19 protein-coding genes and 1 other annotated feature are annotated in these 16,158 nt (G+C 39.1%); all 19 genes read left to right on the top strand.

Annotation, left to right across the window (positions count from 1 at the left end; translation table 11 throughout):
• The first annotated feature begins 8 nt into the window (after positions 1-8).
• A complete protein-coding gene (locus tag EYB29_RS07545) occupies positions 9-1,061 on the top strand; it encodes a PIN/TRAM domain-containing protein (protein WP_026866162.1) in 1,053 nt (350 codons plus the stop codon).
• Entirely contained in the window at positions 1,058-1,732 is a 675-nt protein-coding gene (ispD, locus tag EYB29_RS07540; protein WP_026866161.1) for a 2-C-methyl-D-erythritol 4-phosphate cytidylyltransferase, read from the top strand. The genes EYB29_RS07545 and ispD overlap by 4 nt, the downstream gene beginning before the upstream one ends.
• Position 1,733: 1 nt before the next feature.
• Positions 1,734-2,219: a 2-C-methyl-D-erythritol 2,4-cyclodiphosphate synthase gene (gene ispF, locus EYB29_RS07535; RefSeq protein WP_026866160.1), complete on the top strand. Its 486-nt coding sequence runs from the start codon at positions 1,734-1,736 to the stop codon at positions 2,217-2,219.
• Positions 2,219-3,670, top strand: coding sequence for a glutamate--tRNA ligase (gene gltX, locus EYB29_RS07530; protein ID WP_371807499.1), 1,452 nt, complete (start codon positions 2,219-2,221; stop codon positions 3,668-3,670). The genes ispF and gltX overlap by 1 nt, the downstream gene beginning before the upstream one ends.
• 248 nt (positions 3,671-3,918) lie before the next feature.
• On the top strand, positions 3,919-4,575 hold the full coding sequence (cysE, locus tag EYB29_RS07525; RefSeq protein WP_026866158.1) for a serine O-acetyltransferase: 657 nt from the start codon (positions 3,919-3,921) through the stop codon (positions 4,573-4,575).
• Complete coding sequence (gene cysS / locus EYB29_RS07520) at positions 4,559-5,953, top strand: cysteine--tRNA ligase (RefSeq protein ID WP_026866157.1); 1,395 nt, start codon at positions 4,559-4,561, stop codon at positions 5,951-5,953. Before cysE ends, cysS begins: the two co-directional genes overlap by 17 nt.
• Positions 5,946-6,347, top strand: coding sequence for a Mini-ribonuclease 3 (locus tag EYB29_RS07515; protein WP_026866156.1), 402 nt, complete (start codon positions 5,946-5,948; stop codon positions 6,345-6,347). Before cysS ends, EYB29_RS07515 begins: the two co-directional genes overlap by 8 nt.
• Positions 6,344-7,084 carry a 23S rRNA (guanosine(2251)-2'-O)-methyltransferase RlmB gene (rlmB, locus tag EYB29_RS07510; RefSeq protein WP_026866155.1) on the top strand — a complete coding sequence of 247 codons (741 nt, stop codon included), beginning with the start codon at positions 6,344-6,346 and terminating at the stop codon, positions 7,082-7,084. The genes EYB29_RS07515 and rlmB overlap by 4 nt, the downstream gene beginning before the upstream one ends.
• 1 nt (position 7,085) lies before the next feature.
• Entirely contained in the window at positions 7,086-7,610 is a 525-nt protein-coding gene (locus tag EYB29_RS07505; protein ID WP_235678858.1) for an NYN domain-containing protein, read from the top strand.
• 63 nt (positions 7,611-7,673) lie between these two features.
• Positions 7,674-8,330, top strand: a complete 657-nt coding sequence (locus EYB29_RS07500) for an RNA polymerase sigma factor (RefSeq protein ID WP_166627022.1) — start codon at positions 7,674-7,676, stop codon at positions 8,328-8,330.
• Positions 8,331-8,340: 10 nt separating this feature from the next.
• A complete protein-coding gene (rpmG, locus tag EYB29_RS07495; RefSeq protein ID WP_084145681.1) occupies positions 8,341-8,478 on the top strand; it encodes a 50S ribosomal protein L33 in 138 nt (45 codons plus the stop codon).
• A gap of 17 nt (positions 8,479-8,495) precedes the next feature.
• The gene (secE, locus tag EYB29_RS07490) at positions 8,496-8,672 is read left to right on the top strand and encodes a preprotein translocase subunit SecE (protein ID WP_026866152.1); all 177 of its coding nucleotides are present in this window, start codon (positions 8,496-8,498) and stop codon (positions 8,670-8,672) included.
• A gap of 18 nt (positions 8,673-8,690) precedes the next feature.
• Positions 8,691-9,230 carry a transcription termination/antitermination protein NusG gene (gene nusG, locus EYB29_RS07485; RefSeq protein WP_026866151.1) on the top strand — a complete coding sequence of 180 codons (540 nt, stop codon included), beginning with the start codon at positions 8,691-8,693 and terminating at the stop codon, positions 9,228-9,230.
• A gap of 147 nt (positions 9,231-9,377) precedes the next feature.
• On the top strand, positions 9,378-9,803 hold the full coding sequence (gene rplK / locus EYB29_RS07480; RefSeq protein WP_026866150.1) for a 50S ribosomal protein L11: 426 nt from the start codon (positions 9,378-9,380) through the stop codon (positions 9,801-9,803).
• 59 nt (positions 9,804-9,862) lie between these two features.
• Complete coding sequence (gene rplA, locus EYB29_RS07475; RefSeq protein WP_026866149.1) at positions 9,863-10,561, top strand: 50S ribosomal protein L1; 699 nt, start codon at positions 9,863-9,865, stop codon at positions 10,559-10,561.
• A gap of 44 nt (positions 10,562-10,605) precedes the next feature.
• Positions 10,606-10,750, top strand: a sequence feature (ribosomal protein L10 leader region).
• Positions 10,751-10,777: 27 nt separating this feature from the next.
• Complete coding sequence (gene rplJ, locus EYB29_RS07470; protein ID WP_026866148.1) at positions 10,778-11,284, top strand: 50S ribosomal protein L10; 507 nt, start codon at positions 10,778-10,780, stop codon at positions 11,282-11,284.
• Positions 11,285-11,324: 40 nt separating this feature from the next.
• Entirely contained in the window at positions 11,325-11,690 is a 366-nt protein-coding gene (rplL, locus tag EYB29_RS07465) for a 50S ribosomal protein L7/L12 (protein WP_026866147.1), read from the top strand.
• A gap of 77 nt (positions 11,691-11,767) precedes the next feature.
• A complete protein-coding gene (locus EYB29_RS07460; protein ID WP_166627021.1) occupies positions 11,768-12,355 on the top strand; it encodes a class I SAM-dependent methyltransferase in 588 nt (195 codons plus the stop codon).
• Between the two features lie 239 nt (positions 12,356-12,594).
• A complete protein-coding gene (gene rpoB / locus EYB29_RS07455) occupies positions 12,595-16,137 on the top strand; it encodes a DNA-directed RNA polymerase subunit beta (protein WP_026866145.1) in 3,543 nt (1,180 codons plus the stop codon).
• The last annotated feature ends 21 nt before the right edge of the window (positions 16,138-16,158 follow it).

The raw sequence follows: 16,158 nt of genomic DNA, 5'->3' as shown, positions 1-16,158 counted from the left end.
GCGATAAGATGCTTAAATACTTACTCTATGCAGTCTATTTAGTGATTGGCTTATCATTAGGTGCTTGGCTATTCCCAGAACTAGCAGTTTGGCTACCGTTTGATATTCCGAGAGTAGTAGACAATGTGCTTGTATATGGCCTATTAGGTATTCTTTTATTTTTCTTATTATTTGGCTGGACAATCAAGCATGCTTACAACTTTTTGAAGAAAAGCGAAGGTTATTTATTGAGTAGAAGTTTGACCGAAATTGTTTTTGCAACACTCGGAATGGTACTAGGTTTAGTGATTGCAGTACTAATCACACTATTGATTAATACTTTAGAAATTCCACTTGTCGGAGAGATTGTACCGATTGTGTCGGCAGTTGTTTTTGGCTACTTAGGTTTCATTATCGGCTTGAGAAAGTTCAGTGAGGTTCTGGACTTCTTTCCAAAGAATAACCCGAAGGAAAAAATGATTTCCGAAGCTAAGACGAAGTTTATCGATACGAGTGTGATTATCGACGGACGCATAGTCGACGTAGTTGAAACGGGCTTTTTAGAAGGAGACATTGTCATTCCACAATTCGTCTTGGATGAACTGCAACTTATTGCGGATGCGACTGACCCTGTGAAAAGAGAAAAGGGGCAACGTGGTTTAGACATGTTGAATAAGTTACAGACCAATAATGAAAACGTAAAAATTGAACCCGTAACTTATGAGAGACTTGATGTAGATCAACAGTTGATTGATATCGCCAAAAAAGAAGGCGGTGCAATTTTAACGACGGATTATAATTTAAATAAAATCTGTCAGCTCCACGATATTCCAGTCTTAAACGTGAACGAATTATCTAATGCAATAAAAACTGTAGTTGCACAGGGTGATGTTTTTGAACTCTTTATTTCCAAAACTGGTAAAGAAGAGAACCAGGGTGTCGGTTACCTTGAAGATGGAACGATGGTGGTTGTCGAACGTGGAGAGCAATTGATTAACCAAACAGTTAAAATCATTGTAACTAGTGTACTGCAGACAAATTCTGGACGTATCGTCTTTGCGAAAAGAGAGAAAAACAAATGAGGTATACAGTAATTATTCCGGCAGCAGGACTTGGTTCTAGAATGGGCCTCGGCTACAACAAAGTCTTATTAGACATAGGCGGGGAATCTATTATTTCACGCACGGTTAGATTTTTTGATGAAGACCCGGACTGTGAAGCAATACATTTATCTGTCCGAGCGGAAGAACGAGATGTTGTATCTGACTTGTTTCATAGTGTCGCTAAGGTAAAAGGGATCCATACTGGTGGTAAAGAACGTCAGGACAGCATTTATAATGCATTAATTAATGTAGACTCTGCTGAATATATTTTTGTCCACGACGGGGCGAGGCCATTTGTTAGTCAGGATATTATCCTACGATTGAAAGAAAAGGTTCAAGAAACTGGTGCAGTCATTTGCGGGGTAAAAGTTAAAGATACTTTAAAGCGAATTGTAAATGATAAAGTCGTTGAAACGTTACCGAGACAGGAAATAATTTCTGTACATACACCCCAAGCATTTAAAGCAAGCATTTTAAAAAGAGCTTATGAACATGCAAAAAAGCATCATCTTGACGTCACTGATGACTCTATGATGGTAGAGGCAATCGGGGAGTCTGTCTATATAACAGAATCATCCTATGATAATATTAAGATAACGACAGCTGAAGATATTCAGCTTGCCAAGTTGATACTTGAAGGGAAAGGTTAATATGATGAGAATAGGTCATGGATACGATGTTCATGCCTTTGATGAAAATCGTCCACTAATTTTAGGTGGTATGGAAATACCACATGACCGTGGTTTGAAGGGTCATTCGGATGCAGACGTCGTCTTGCACACTGTTACTGATGCCATCCTCGGCGCTTTAGCCCTTGGAGATATCGGTAAGTTTTTCCCTGATACGGATGCACAATATAAGGATGCGGACTCAAAGAAATTATTGTCGGCAGTCGTCGAAATGATGACTGAAAAAGGATACGAAATTGGAAATATTGATGTTGTTGTCATTGCAGAAAAACCAAAGCTGAGAGAGTACATTGATACAATGCGGCAGAATGTAGCCGATCTTTTATTGACAAAGATAGAGAATGTTAATATCAAGGCAACAACATCTGAAAAACTTGGATTTACAGGTAGAGAAGAAGGCATCGCAAGTGAAGCGGTAGTCTTACTTAACAAACAGGAGGCAAAATAATGAGTAAAGTTAGAGTTAGATATGCACCGAGTCCTACAGGATTCCTACACATCGGTAACGCGCGCGCAGCATTATTTAATTATTTATTTGCACGCCACTATGATGGTGATTTTATAATTCGTATTGAAGATACTGATAAGCAACGTCACGTTGATGAAGGTGAATCATCACAGCTCAACTATTTAAAATGGTTGGGCATCGACTGGGATGAAAGTGTCGACGTTGGTGGAGACTATGGACCTTACCGCCAATCTGAACGTGGTGATATCTACGCACCTTACATTCAGAAATTGTTAGATAATGATCTTGCATATCGTTGCTACATGACTTCTGAAGAGCTGGAAGCGGAAAGAGAAGAACAACTAAGAAATGGACAGACACCGATGTATGGTGGAAAGCATGCGCACCTTACAGCTGAACAGGAAGAAGCATTTAAGGCTGAAGGTCGTGAACCTTCAATTCGTATTCGTGTACCGAGAGATAAAACATATACCTTCAACGATATGGTTAAAGGTGAAGTGTCGTTCGATTCTAATGGTTTTGGTGACTGGGTCATTGTTAAAAAAGATGGTGTACCAACGTACAACTTTGCGGTTGTCATTGATGATTATGAAATGAAAATCACCCATGTTTTACGTGGGGATGATCATATCTCAAATACACCAAAACAAATGATGGTTTATGACCTTCTCGACCTACCATTACCGAAGTTCGGTCATACGGCGTTGATCGTAAATGAAGAGAAGAAAAAATTATCTAAACGTGATGCATCAATTATCCAATTCATCGAACAGTATGAAGAATTAGGATATCTACCAGATGCAATGTTTAATTTCATTGCTTTACTTGGTTGGTCTCCAGAAGGTGAAGAAGAACTATTCACTAAGGAAGAATTGATTAATAATTTCGATGAAAATCGTCTATCTAAAGCTTCAGCATTCTTCGATAATCAAAAGTTAATGTGGATTAATAACCAGTACATGAAGCAAAAAAATGCTGAGGAAATTTTCGATATGTCTCTACCATTCCTACAAAAAGCAGGGAAGGTTTCAGAAAACCCAGATGATAGAGAGTTGGACTGGGCGCGTAGGCTTGTTGCCTTATACCAACCACAGATGAGCTATGCTGCTGAGATTACTGAGTTATCAGAACAGTTCTTTAAAGACCATGTTGAATTTGATGAAGATGCGAAAGAAGTGCTAGAACAAGATCATATAAATGAATTGATGACGGCACTGTATAGCCATTTTGAAGCGATGGAAGACTTCTCGCCTGAAGCAATTAAAGCTGAAATCAAAGCTGTCCAAAAAGAAACAGGTATAAAAGGTAAGAAATTATTCATGCCAATTCGTGTCGCAGTAACTGGAGAAACTAAAGGACCAGAATTACCAGATGCGATTTCATTGATTGGTCAAGAAACAGCATTAGAAAGAATTGAACGCTTGAAATAAACTGAAATGTTGAAAATGGTGCGGTGACGAAGTATAATATGGGTGTTAAAAGTTTAGTATATAAGGTGCTGGACATGTAGAGATTATCCGGTTGGTGAAAAGGATAACAATAAACCTTATAGAATTGCGCTTTTACGTACTTTAAACCTTATATTAAAGAGTAAAATCAGAGTGGAACCGTGCTTATGCGCCTCTGTCCCAATATGGACAGAGGCGCTTTTATATTACTTATGTGAAGGAGGGTACAGATGTTTCAAAGAATGAAAGACGACTTGAATATGGTGTTAGAGCTCGATCCAGCAGCAAAGAATCGGCTAGAAGTATTCTTTACTTACTCTGGAATTCACGCAGTATGGGCGCATTTAGTTGCGCATTGGTTCTATAAGAAAAATTTTAAAATTATTGCCCGGGTAATTTCGCAAGTCACACGGTTTATGACAGGAATAGAAATTCACCCAGGAGCGAATATCGGCAAGCGTCTATTTATTGACCATGGTATGGGTGTAGTGATTGGTGAGACATGTAACATTGGTAATAACGTGACAATCTACCAAGGGGTAACACTCGGTGGAACGGGTAAAGAAGACCATAAAAGACACCCTGATATTGATGATAACGTGTTAATTGCTGCAGGGGCTAAAGTACTTGGAAACATCCGCATCGGAGCGTCCTCAAATGTTGGAGCGAATTCTGTTGTATTAAAGAATGTACCAGCTCATTCCACAGTGGTCGGAATTCCTGGTCACGTCGTTAAGCAGCATGGCCAGCGCATAAGAAAGCATAATAATTTCGATCATAGAGATATACCAGATCCGCTGTTTGAAAAATTATTGGAACTTGAAAAAGATATTAATAACTTCAGAAGAGAAGTAGGGAGTGAGGTAAAAGATGGTTCGCATATATAATTCAATTACTAGAAAAAAGGAAGAATTTGTACCATTACAAGAAGGTAAAGTCAGCATGTATGTTTGTGGTCCGACAGTGTATAACTATATTCATATTGGAAATGCAAGACCAGCAATTGCTTTTGATACAGTACGTCGATACTTGGAATACAAAGGTTATGATGTGAAATACGTCTCTAACTTTACGGATGTAGATGACAAATTAATAAAGGCATCTAAGGAGCTTGGTGAGACAGTGCCAGAGATTGCAGAACGTTTTATCGAAGCTTTCTTTGAAGATACAGGTGCTTTAAATGTTAAGAAAGCAACAGTCCATCCACGCGTGCTCGATCACATGCCTGATATTATCGAATTTATTAAAATATTGATCGATAAAGGGCATGCTTATGAATCAGATGGTGATGTTTATTTTAAAACACGTTCATTTGATAACTACGGGAAATTGTCTCAACAATCAGTTGATGACTTGAAGGTCGGTGCGAGGATTGAAGCGGGTGAGAAGAAAAAAGATCCACTAGATTTTGTTCTTTGGAAACAAGCGAAAGAAGGAGAAATCAGTTGGGAATCACCTTGGGGAGAAGGTCGTCCAGGTTGGCATATTGAATGTTCAGTTATGGCCCGTCGTCATCTTGGAGACACGATAGATATTCACGCTGGTGGTCAAGATTTAACTTTCCCTCACCATGAAAATGAGATTGCTCAAAGTGAATGTATGACAGACAAAACGTTTGCGAATTATTGGATGCATAACGGGTACATCAATATTGATAATACGAAAATGTCTAAGTCTTTAGGGAACTTCATTCTTGTGCATGACATTATTAAGGAGATTGAGCCTAATGTGCTTCGCTACTTTATGATCAGTGTGCATTATAGAAATCCAATTAACTATAACCGTGAATTAGTTGATGCAGCAAGAAGTAGTTTAGAACGCATTCAAGATAGCTACCATCATGCACTTGAACGTCTTGAAAAAGCGGTTGGTGAAGCATCTGATGGTAAAGTGCTTGAGCTTATTGATGATAATATTAAATTATTTGAAAGTCATATGGACGATGACTTCAATACTGCTAATGCCATTACCGCATGGCATGAGTTGACGGGTGAGTTGAACAAATACTTACGCCGTCCAGCAACTTGCAAGGCAGTTCTACAGAAGTTTATCGAAACCTTTGATGCATACTCACAAGTACTAGGTGTCAGTTTAGGACGTAAAGAGGTACTCCTAGATGAAGAAATAGAAGCGCTGATTGAAGAAAGAGAAAGTGCCAGAAAAAATAAGGATTTTGCACGCGCTGATGAAATTAGAGACAACTTGAAAAATGAAGGAATTATCCTAGAAGACACTAAAGATGGCGTGAGATTTAAACGTGGATAATATAGATATTAATAGAATTCCATCACTATCCCTTGCATTTTTAGGTGACGCGGTCTATGCGGTTAAAGTCCGTGAGCATTTAATTGAAAATGAACCTTATTCAAAACCGGATGCCCTACACAAAGCGGCCAATAAGTTGGTTAGCGCTAGGGCGCAAGCAACTGCATTACACTATTTGAAAAATACTAGCGTGCTCACCGAAGATGAGTGGGACATTGCGAGAAAAGCGCGTAATAAATCGAGTCAAACCAGAGCGAAGAACGCAACGATTCAAGAATATAGAAATGCTTCTGGTATAGAGGCATTGATTGGGTATTTAACCTTGACTGGAGAGACTGACAGAGTAGATGAACTTATGAAACTTATAATTACAGATGGGAGTGAAGACATTTGACTGGTTCAGTAATTGCAGGACGTCATGCTGTTAGAGAACTACTGCGTACAGATGCAGATATAAACAAGGTATACGTTCAGGACACAGCAAACAAGCAACAGCTAAAAGAAATTTTAGATCTCGCTAAAGAGAGAAAGATTGTTGTTTCTATGGTGCCGAAAAATAAGATTGATGGCATGACTGAAGAACGTCATCAGGGTGTTGTGGCGATGGTTAGTGCGCATGAATATATGCCACTTGAGACCTTTTTAGAAAATGTTGAGGGGAAAACAGCAAATGTTATTATTTTAGATGGGCTTGAAGACCCGCATAACTTAGGGTCAATCATAAGAACTTGTGATGCTTCTGGTTTTGATGCGGTCATTATTCCTAAACGTCGTTCAGTACAATTGACAGATACAGTGGCAAAAACCTCCACAGGGGCGATTGAATATGTACCTGTAATTAGAGTGACTAATATCAACCAAACAATCGATACCTTAAAAGCGCATAACTTCTGGCTTGTTGGTACGGATGGAACAGGACAAACGGATTATCGTGAGATTAATGCTAAGGGGAACACTGCAGTAGTAATCGGTAGCGAAGGTGAAGGTATCAGTAAGAAGACGCTAGAGAAATGTGATTTTGTCGTTCGTATACCGATGGCAGGAGAAATAACGAGTTTAAATGCTTCGGTTTCAGCTGCACTTTTAATGTATGAGGTATACAGGCAGCAAAACCCACTTGGGCGTGGTTAATGTGCGTAAAAAAAGAAGGGTATTACTCGTCGATGGCTACAATTTAATTGGGGCAAATTCTGATTTATACCGTGAAGCGCAGATGTCTCTACAACTCGCAAGAGATGAAGTATTAAAGCTATTGAGCGAATACCAAGCAGTTCAGAATTATGAGATTATCTGCGTCTTTGATGCTTACGAGGTCAAAAGCAAAGAAGCCGTGATGGATTATTACGGTATTGAAGTGGTCTACACGAAAGAAAAAGAAACGGCAGACGAATTTATCGAAAGATTTGTCTATGATAATTACCATCCATTTCTATGTGATATCAGTGTAGTAACGAGTGACTTAACTGAACAAAATGCAATCTTTGCTTATGGAGCTTACCGAATCTCATCGAGAGAAATGTGGTTGAACTTGTCCGAGGCAGATAAAAATATTAGTAAAAGAATTAAGGCAATAAATGAAAAACTGCCTAGGACAAAATTGGATATTTCGGATGAAATACTTGCAGAAATGGAAAAACTGCGACGGGGAGAAAATTGACAACTTGAAGATATCCCCCCTCCAACTTATATTTAGGTTAACTAAAGGTTGGAGGGGAATCGATTGTATAGGATCAAGGTTTCTAGTCATTTAGTGTTGGAAAGGCGTACAAGTTACAAAGATAGTGATTTAGAAGATTTAGATAGAGCTGCTTGCCGTGTGAAGAACGGTGACTATGCTGCCTTTGATACAGTTGATAAACTGCTTAGGTCTCATATATTAAGAATGTCATTTAAATATGAAATAACGTCATATGATCGAGATGACCTGGTTCAAGATATGATGATCGAGGTGTTTATGATGTGTTTTAGATATGATTATGAACGCGGTCATTTTATGAACTATGCGCTTCGTTCTATACGTTTTAAAATGTATAACAAGATAGTGGTGAATCCTGGAGCATGGAACAGCTGGGAGCCATTACTTGAAACTATCTTTGATAGTACACATTCGGATGCATTAGCAGGTATTCATTTAAAGGAAAGGGCAGAAGACTACTTATCTGCTGTAGAAAGCTTATCCACTCGTGAAAAATACGTACTAAAACTTTTTTTAGAAAGATATTCCGTTCAAGAAATAGCGAGTATTTTAAAGTGTGGTCTAAAGTCTGTGAAAAACACAGTTCATCGGTTGAAAATAAAGTTTGGTGAGGTTGAAGATTTACACAGTATTGTTGACAACAACGCTTCAAATCGATATAGTATATTAGAATTGAAATGAGGATTTTAAGATGAAAATTGCACTGATTTGCAGTGAATGTGGGTCTCGTAACTACTCATTGAACAGACCAACCCACACAGAGAGACTCATCATGAAAAAGTTTTGCCCCAAATGCAATAAGCATACAACGCATAAGAGTTCTATATAGTTCAGGAGGAACGATTGATGAATAATAATAAGAACTTCTTCCAAAATGTCGTCAGCGAGATGAAAAAAGTCAGCTGGCCGACTGGTCAGGAAGTCGTCCGTTATACGACAACAGTTGTAGTGACAGTTGTATTTTTCTTAGTGTTTTTCTATGTGCTTGATCTGGGTATCACAGCACTAATTGATTTAATGTAATTTTAAAGGAGCGGTATAATGTCTCTAGACAAAGAGTGGTATGCAGTACATACTTATTCAGGCTATGAAAACAAAGTAAAAGCAAACTTAGAGGCGCGCCTCGAGTCAATGAATATGCAAGATCTAATTTTCCGTGTCGTTATTCCTGAAGAAGAGGAAACATCTATAAAAGATGGTAAGAAAAAGACGGCAATGAAGAAAACATTCCCTGGTTATGTTTTAGTAGAGCTCGTCATGACGGATGAGTCTTGGTATGTTGTTCGTAATACACCAGGAGTTACAGGTTTTGTTGGTTCACAAGGTGCGGGTAGTAAGCCAAACCCACTCTTACCAGAAGAAGTGAAATTTATCCTTCGTCAGATGGGTATGAGTGAGAAAATTGTGGATGTTGAGGTTGAAGTTGGTGAATCCATTAACATCGTTTCAGGACCGTTTAATAATCAAACGGGCGTGATTGAATCGATTGATGAGGAACGTTATAAGCTAACGGTACTTGTTGAGATGTTTGGTAGAGAGACACCGGTTGAAGTTGAATTTGATCAGATTGAAAAACTTTAATTTTACACTTGGAAATTACAGGTTAATATGCTATACTTTTATGGTCGCAAAATTGCGGCCATCTTTATTTGTATAAAGACTTATGAGTGGGAGGATGAAATCTAAACATCCTGTGACCACATCACGATTATGAGGAGGTGCAACATCGTGGCTAAAAAAGTTATTAATGTTGTGAAATTGCAAATCCCTGCAGGAAAGGCTAACCCGGCACCACCGGTAGGTCCAGCACTAGGGCAAGCAGGTGTAAATATCATGGGATTCTGTAAAGAATTCAATGCGCGTACACAAGAGCAAGCAGGTTTAATTATCCCTGTTGAAATTTCAGTATTTGAAGATCGCTCATTCACATTCATCACAAAAACTCCACCAGCAGCAGTTTTACTTAAAAAAGCAGCTGGTACTGAAAAAGGTTCTGGAGAGCCTAACAAGAACAAAGTAGCAACTGTTACAGAAGCTCAAGTTCGTGAAATCGCAGAAACGAAAATGGAAGACCTAAACGCGGCAACTGTTGAAGCAGCAATGCGTATGGTTGAAGGTACAGCACGAAGCATGGGCTTCACTGTCGAAAAATAATAAGTATTAATACGGTCGTGGGAGGATTAACCCCGCTATAACCACAAGGAGGAATATAAATGGCTAAAAGAGGTAAAAAGTATCAAGCTGCTCTAGAAAAGTTTGATCAAAACTCTACATTTTCAATTGAAGAAGCAGTCAAGCTTGCAAAAGAAACTTCTATTGTAAACTTTGACGCTTCAGTTGATGTTGCATTCCGTCTAGGTATTGATACGCGCAAAAATGATCAACAGATCCGTGGTGCACTAGTACTTCCACACGGTACTGGTAAAACACAGCGTGTATTAGTATTTGCGAAAGGCGACAAAGCAAAAGAAGCAGAAGCAGCAGGCGCTGACTACGTTGGTGAAGCTGAGCTAGCACAAAAAATTAACGGTGGATGGTTTGATTTCGACGTTATCGTTGCAACACCGGACATGATGGGTGAAGTTGGTAAACTTGGTCGCGTATTAGGACCTAAAGGTTTAATGCCTAACCCTAAAACTGGTACAGTAACGATGGACGTGACTAAAGCAGTTGAAGAAATCAAGGCTGGTAAAGTTGAATACCGTGCTGAAAAAGCAGGTATTGTTCACGTTGGAATCGGTAAAGTTTCATTCTCTGATGAGCAACTTGTAGACAACTTTAAAGCTGTTCACGATATTTTAGAAAAAGCTAAACCATCTTCTTCTAAAGGTGTTTACTTTAAATCTGTTACAGTTTCAAGCACAATGGGCCCTGGCGTTACAGTAGACCCTAATGTAATTAGAACTGTTTAAAAATAGATATTGACAAGTGTAGGTATACGAGGTATATTTACACTTGTAAATTTTAAAGATTACCTAAGACAGCAGGAGCTTTTATAGCTTAATATCTTTCCTGCCGAGGCAAATAAAACGACTTGAATTATATTTTCATATATTCGAGCGCTTTTTGCCGCTGGTAAAAGGTGCTTTTTTATTTGCTCCAGACAAAAATTATGGAGGTGTAACGACATGTCAAACATCATTGAACAAAAACAGCAACACGTTGAAATGATTACTGAACAACTTAAAAACTCAGTTTCTACTATTCTTGTAGATTACCGTGGTTTATCAGTTTCAGAAGTCACAGAATTACGTAAACAATTACGTGAAGCTGGTGTTGAATTCAAAGTTTACAAAAACACAATGACTCGCCGTGCGGCTGATGCATTGGAACTTTCTGAACTTAACGAATTCCTAGTTGGACCAAGTGCATTAGCATTCTCTAATGAAGATGTTATCGCTCCAGCTAAAATCATTAACAACTTTGCTAAAGAGCACGAAGCTTTAGAGATTAAAGCGGGTGTCATCGAAGGCAGCTATGTACCTGTTGAAGATGTAAAAGCTATCGCATCTCTTCCATCAAGAGATGGCCTACTTTCTATGCTTCTTTCAGTGCTACAAGCACCAGTACGAAACTTCGCTTATGCAGTTAAAGCAGTCGGTGAAGACAAAGAGAACGAAAACAACGAAGCTTAATTTAAGCTAAAAACCAATTATAAAATGGAGGAAAATAATCATGGCTAACATTGAAACAATCATTGAAAGCATTAAAGAAATGACAGTTTTAGAATTAAACGATTTAGTTAAAGCAATTGAAGAAGAATTTGGCGTAACAGCGGCTGCTCCTGTAGCAGCAGCAGGTGGCGGAGAAGCTGCTGCTGCTGAAGAAAAATCTGAATTTGACGTTGAACTTACAGATGCAGGTTCATCTAAGATTAAAGTAATCAAAGTAGTTCGTGAAGCGACTGGTCTTGGACTTAAAGACGCTAAAGAACTTGTTGACAACGCACCTAAAGTTGTTAAAGAAGGTCTTTCTAAAGAAGACGCTGAAGCACTTAAAGCTCAACTTGAAGAAGTTGGCGCTGGTGTAGAACTTAAATAGTATCTATAATTTTTGTCACAAAAAGTCTCCGCAAACTTAGTTTAGCGGAGACTTTTTTCTGATTGGAGGAAATTTATTTGTCACATTATTATACGACAGATGACACGCCACATGAGTATGGTGAAACAACCTTCGATTTTAACGATTATACTTACCGCTTTAAAACTGACCGCGGTGTATTTTCTAAAAATAATGTTGATTACGGTAGTGCCTTACTTATTAAAACGGTAGTTGACACTTATCAAGGCGATGGAAGTTTTATCGATATGGGCGCAGGTTATGGTCCGATCGGAATTGTAATCGGTCGTGAATTAGGTATGCATCCCATTATGGTTGAAGTGAATAAGGATGCAGCAGACCTTGCAGATGAGAATGCCAAAAGAGCGGGAATCTCAGTGGAAGTGATGAGCCGTCATGACTTTGATGAGTCAAATATTGATACCTCTCTTTATGTTACGAATCCGCCATTTAGAGCGGGGAAAGATGTGGTCTTAGAAATCTTAAGAGATGCATATGAACGCTTGACCTTAGACGGTGCAATCTATATGGTTGTCCAGAAGAAGCAAGGTATGGCATCATATAAGAAATACTTGCACTCAACTTTTGGTAATGTGCAGATTGTCGTTAAAGATAAAGGGTATTATATATTGAAAAGCATTAAATAAAATATAAAGAATATTTGACTTGACAAATTGTCTGTGTTATTCTTATAGAATGTTAAATTAATATCAATAAGTATGTACTTTTCTGTACATTTGTTGAATGGAGCGTTTAAAAAAGTGTCCAGTTTAATAGAAAATGGGGTTGAATACGATTCCGTTTTCTTTTTGTCTTTACAATGAATAGGGTGCGGCCTTAAACGCCATTATAGTTTACGCAAATATTATTAGGGGTGAATCTGTCGATGAGTCAATTGATTCAGTATGGAAGACATGCACAACGTAGAAGTTATGCGCGTATCGAAGAGAAGTTGGAACTACCTAACTTAATTGAGATTCAGACGAAATCGTACGAGTGGTTCCTGGAAACGGGTTTAATCGAAATGTTTAAAGATATTTCTCCGGTAGAAGATTTTACTGGTAATATGTCTTTACAATTTGTCGATTATAAACTTGGCGAGCCGAAGTATAACGAAGAAGAAGCGAAAGACCACGATGCGACTTACTCAGCTCCGCTGAGAGTTAAAGTTCGCTTAGTCATCAAAGAAACCGGCGAAGTAAAAGAGCAGGATGTATTTATGGGAGATTTCCCGTTGATGACGGATACAGGTACTTTTATTATAAATGGTGCTGAACGTGTTATCGTTTCACAATTAGTAAGAAGCCCATCTGTATACTTCTCCGAGAAGTTTGACAAGAACGGTAAATTAAACTTCGGAGCAACTGTCATCCCTAACCGAGGCGCTTGGCTCGAGTATGAAATCGATGCTAAAGATGTCGTATACGTAAGAATAGACCGCACGCGTAAATTGCCAATTACAGTATTATTACGTGCCCTAGGCTTTCAAACAGATGAAGAAATCATCAACCTTCTTGGCGACAACGAATACCTTCGTAATACGCTAGAGAAAGACACGACAGAAACAGTAGATCAAGCACTTTTAGAAATATATGAAAGATTACGTCCGGGTGAACCACCTACAGTGGAAAACGCACGTAATTTATTATACTCAAGATTCTTTGATCCAAAACGTTATGATTTAGCGAATGTGGGTCGTTATAAGATGAATAAAAAACTTCACCTAAAACACCGCTTGTTTAACCAAGTGCTCACTGAGCCAATCGTTGACAGCGAAACAGGTGAAATCATTGCAGAGGCAGGTTCAACAATCGATCGTCGTACTTTAGATGCGATTATGGACCAGTTAGAATCTACAGCGAACTTGAAGACTTACCACTTAGAGCAGGGGTTACTTGATGAGCCTGTAGAAGTTCAATCAATAAAAGTACGTTCTCATAATAACGAAGAAACATCGACGACGGTAATCGGTAACGCATTCCCAGATGTTGAAGTTAAATCAATTACACCATCTGACATTGTGTCTTCAATGAGTTACTTCTTTAACTTATTAGAAGGCGTTGGACAGACTGACGATATCGACCACTTAGGTAACCGTCGTTTACGTTCTGTTGGTGAATTGTTACAAAACCAATTCCGTATTGGGGTTTCTCGTATGGAACGTGTGGTTCGTGAAAGAATGTCTATTCAAGACACTGAAACTGTCACACCACAACAATTAATTAATATCCGTCCAGTAATTGCATCTATTAAAGAGTTCTTTGGTAGTTCACAGTTATCTCAGTTCATGGACCAAACAAACCCACTTGCAGAGTTGACGCACAAACGTCGTTTATCTGCATTAGGGCCTGGTGGTTTAACACGTGAACGTGCTGGTATGGAAGTGCGTGACGTTCACTATTCTCACTATGGACGCATGTGTCCGATTGAAACACCAGAGGGACCAAACATTGGTTTGATCAACACTTTATCAAGTTATGCTAGAGTGAACGACTTTGGTTTTATCGAAACTCCTTATAGAAGAGTAGACCCTGAAACAAACAGAGTAACGAACCAAATCGACTACTTAACAGCAGACGAAGAAGATAGTTACGTTGTTGCACAGGCGAATGCACCATTAAATGAAGATGGTAGCTTCACTAATGAAGAAGTAATTTGTCGTTTCCGTGGTAATAACACGCAAATGGACCGTGAGCGTATGGACTACATGGACGTTTCACCTAAGCAGGTTGTTTCTGCAGCGACGGCTTGTATTCCGTTCCTAGAAAACGATGACTCAAACCGTGCCTTGATGGGTGCAAACATGCAACGTCAAGCTGTACCATTATTAAATCCTGAATCACCATTCATTGGTACAGGTATGGAGCACGTATCTGCACGTGACTCTGGTGCTGCGGTCGTTTCTCGTTACAAAGGACGCGTTGAACATGTTGAAGCAAAAGAAGTTCATGTTCGTCGTATCGAAGAGAAGAATGGTAAAGAAGTAGAAACTGAAAAAGACGTTTATAGAATGTCTAAATTCATTCGTTCAAATGCGGGGACTTGTTACAACCAAAAACCAATCGTTGAAGAAGGAAATATCGTAACAAAAGGCGAAATCTTAGCAGATGGTCCATCGATGGACAAGGGTGAGATGGCGCTTGGACGTAACGTTGTTGTCGGCTTCATGACTTGGGATGGTTATAACTATGAGGATGCCGTAATCATGAGCGAACGCTTAGTTAAACAAGATGTTTACACATCAATTCATATTGAAGAATATGAGTCGGAATCAAGAGATACTAAACTTGGACCAGAAGAAATTACGAGAGATATCCCTAACGTTTCAGACAGTGCCCTGAAAAAACTTGATGACCGCGGTATTGTATATATTGGTGCGGAAGTTAATGATGGAGATATCTTAGTTGGTAAAGTTACGCCAAAAGGTGTGACTGAATTAACTGCTGAAGAACGTTTACTACATGCAATATTCGGAGAGAAAGCGCGTGAAGTTAGAGACACGTCTCTACGTGTACCTCACGGTGCTGGTGGTATTGTTCTAGATGTTAAAGTGTTTAACCGTGAAGATGGCGACGAATTATCTCCAGGTGTTAACCAACTTGTACGCGTTTATATCGTTCAGAAGAGAAAGATTTCTGAAGGGGATAAAATGTGTGGACGTCACGGTAACAAAGGTGTTATTTCAAAAATCCTTCCAGAAGAAGATATGCCTTACTTACCAGACGGCACGCCAATCGACATCATGCTTAATCCACTCGGTGTTCCATCACGTATGAACATCGGTCAGGTGCTAGAACTACATCTTGGTATGGCTGCTCGTGCGATGGGCTTAAGAATGGCGTCACCAGTATTCGATGGTGCAAATGAGGAAGATGTATGGTCAACAATGGAAGAAGCAGGACTTGCACGTGATGGTAAGACCGTTCTATATGATGGCCGTACAGGAGAACCATTTGAAAACCGTATTTCTGTTGGTGTGATGTATATGCTTAAACTTGCACACATGGTTGACGATAAACTTCACGCAAGAAGTACTGGACCATACTCACTCGTTACACAACAACCACTTGGTGGTAAAGCACAATTCGGTGGACAACGTTTCGGTGAGATGGAAGTTTGGGCACTTGAAGCATACGGTGCTGCATATACACTCCAAGAGATCTTAACTGTTAAATCTGATGATACTGTCGGACGTGTTAAGACATATGAATCAATCGTTAAAGGTGAAAACCTTCCTAAACCAGGTGTCCCTGAGTCATTCAGAGTATTGATGAAAGAACTTCAAAGTCTGGGCTTAGATGTAAGCATCATGGATGAAAACGATGAGGAAATTGAACTACGCGATACTGATGAAGACGATATTCCGAATCAACCGGCTCAACCGGTCAAAGAAACAGACGCTGCTGCTAACGAAAATGTTACTGAATAGTAACGTTCTGAGCTTCGAGAA

It is taken from the genome of Jeotgalicoccus sp. S0W5, assembly GCF_011634875.1.
Lineage (GTDB): Bacteria > Bacillota > Bacilli > Staphylococcales > Salinicoccaceae > Jeotgalicoccus > Jeotgalicoccus marinus.
Note: the sequence above shows the minus strand (reverse complement) of the source record. Positions and strands in the feature narration are given on the sequence as shown.

Bases quoted from the DNA above. Each gene is read 5' to 3' on its own strand.
- EYB29_RS07545 (WP_026866162.1), top strand. From the start codon at position 9: ATGCTTAAATACTTACTCTATGCAGTCTATTTAGTGATTGGCTTATCA.
- ispD (WP_026866161.1), top strand. From the start codon at position 1,058: ATGAGGTATACAGTAATTATTCCGGCAGCAGGACTTGGTTCTAGAATG.
- ispF (WP_026866160.1), top strand. From the start codon at position 1,734: ATGATGAGAATAGGTCATGGATACGATGTTCATGCCTTTGATGAAAAT.
- gltX (WP_371807499.1), top strand. From the start codon at position 2,219: ATGAGTAAAGTTAGAGTTAGATATGCACCGAGTCCTACAGGATTCCTA.
- cysE (WP_026866158.1), top strand. From the start codon at position 3,919: ATGTTTCAAAGAATGAAAGACGACTTGAATATGGTGTTAGAGCTCGAT.
- cysS (WP_026866157.1), top strand. From the start codon at position 4,559: ATGGTTCGCATATATAATTCAATTACTAGAAAAAAGGAAGAATTTGTA.
- rpmG (WP_084145681.1), top strand. From the start codon at position 8,341: ATGAAAATTGCACTGATTTGCAGTGAATGTGGGTCTCGTAACTACTCA.
- secE (WP_026866152.1), top strand. From the start codon at position 8,496: ATGAATAATAATAAGAACTTCTTCCAAAATGTCGTCAGCGAGATGAAA.
- nusG (WP_026866151.1), top strand. From the start codon at position 8,691: ATGTCTCTAGACAAAGAGTGGTATGCAGTACATACTTATTCAGGCTAT.
- rplA (WP_026866149.1), top strand. From the start codon at position 9,863: ATGGCTAAAAGAGGTAAAAAGTATCAAGCTGCTCTAGAAAAGTTTGAT.
- rplJ (WP_026866148.1), top strand. From the start codon at position 10,778: ATGTCAAACATCATTGAACAAAAACAGCAACACGTTGAAATGATTACT.
- rplL (WP_026866147.1), top strand. From the start codon at position 11,325: ATGGCTAACATTGAAACAATCATTGAAAGCATTAAAGAAATGACAGTT.
- rpoB (WP_026866145.1), top strand. From the start codon at position 12,595: ATGAGTCAATTGATTCAGTATGGAAGACATGCACAACGTAGAAGTTAT.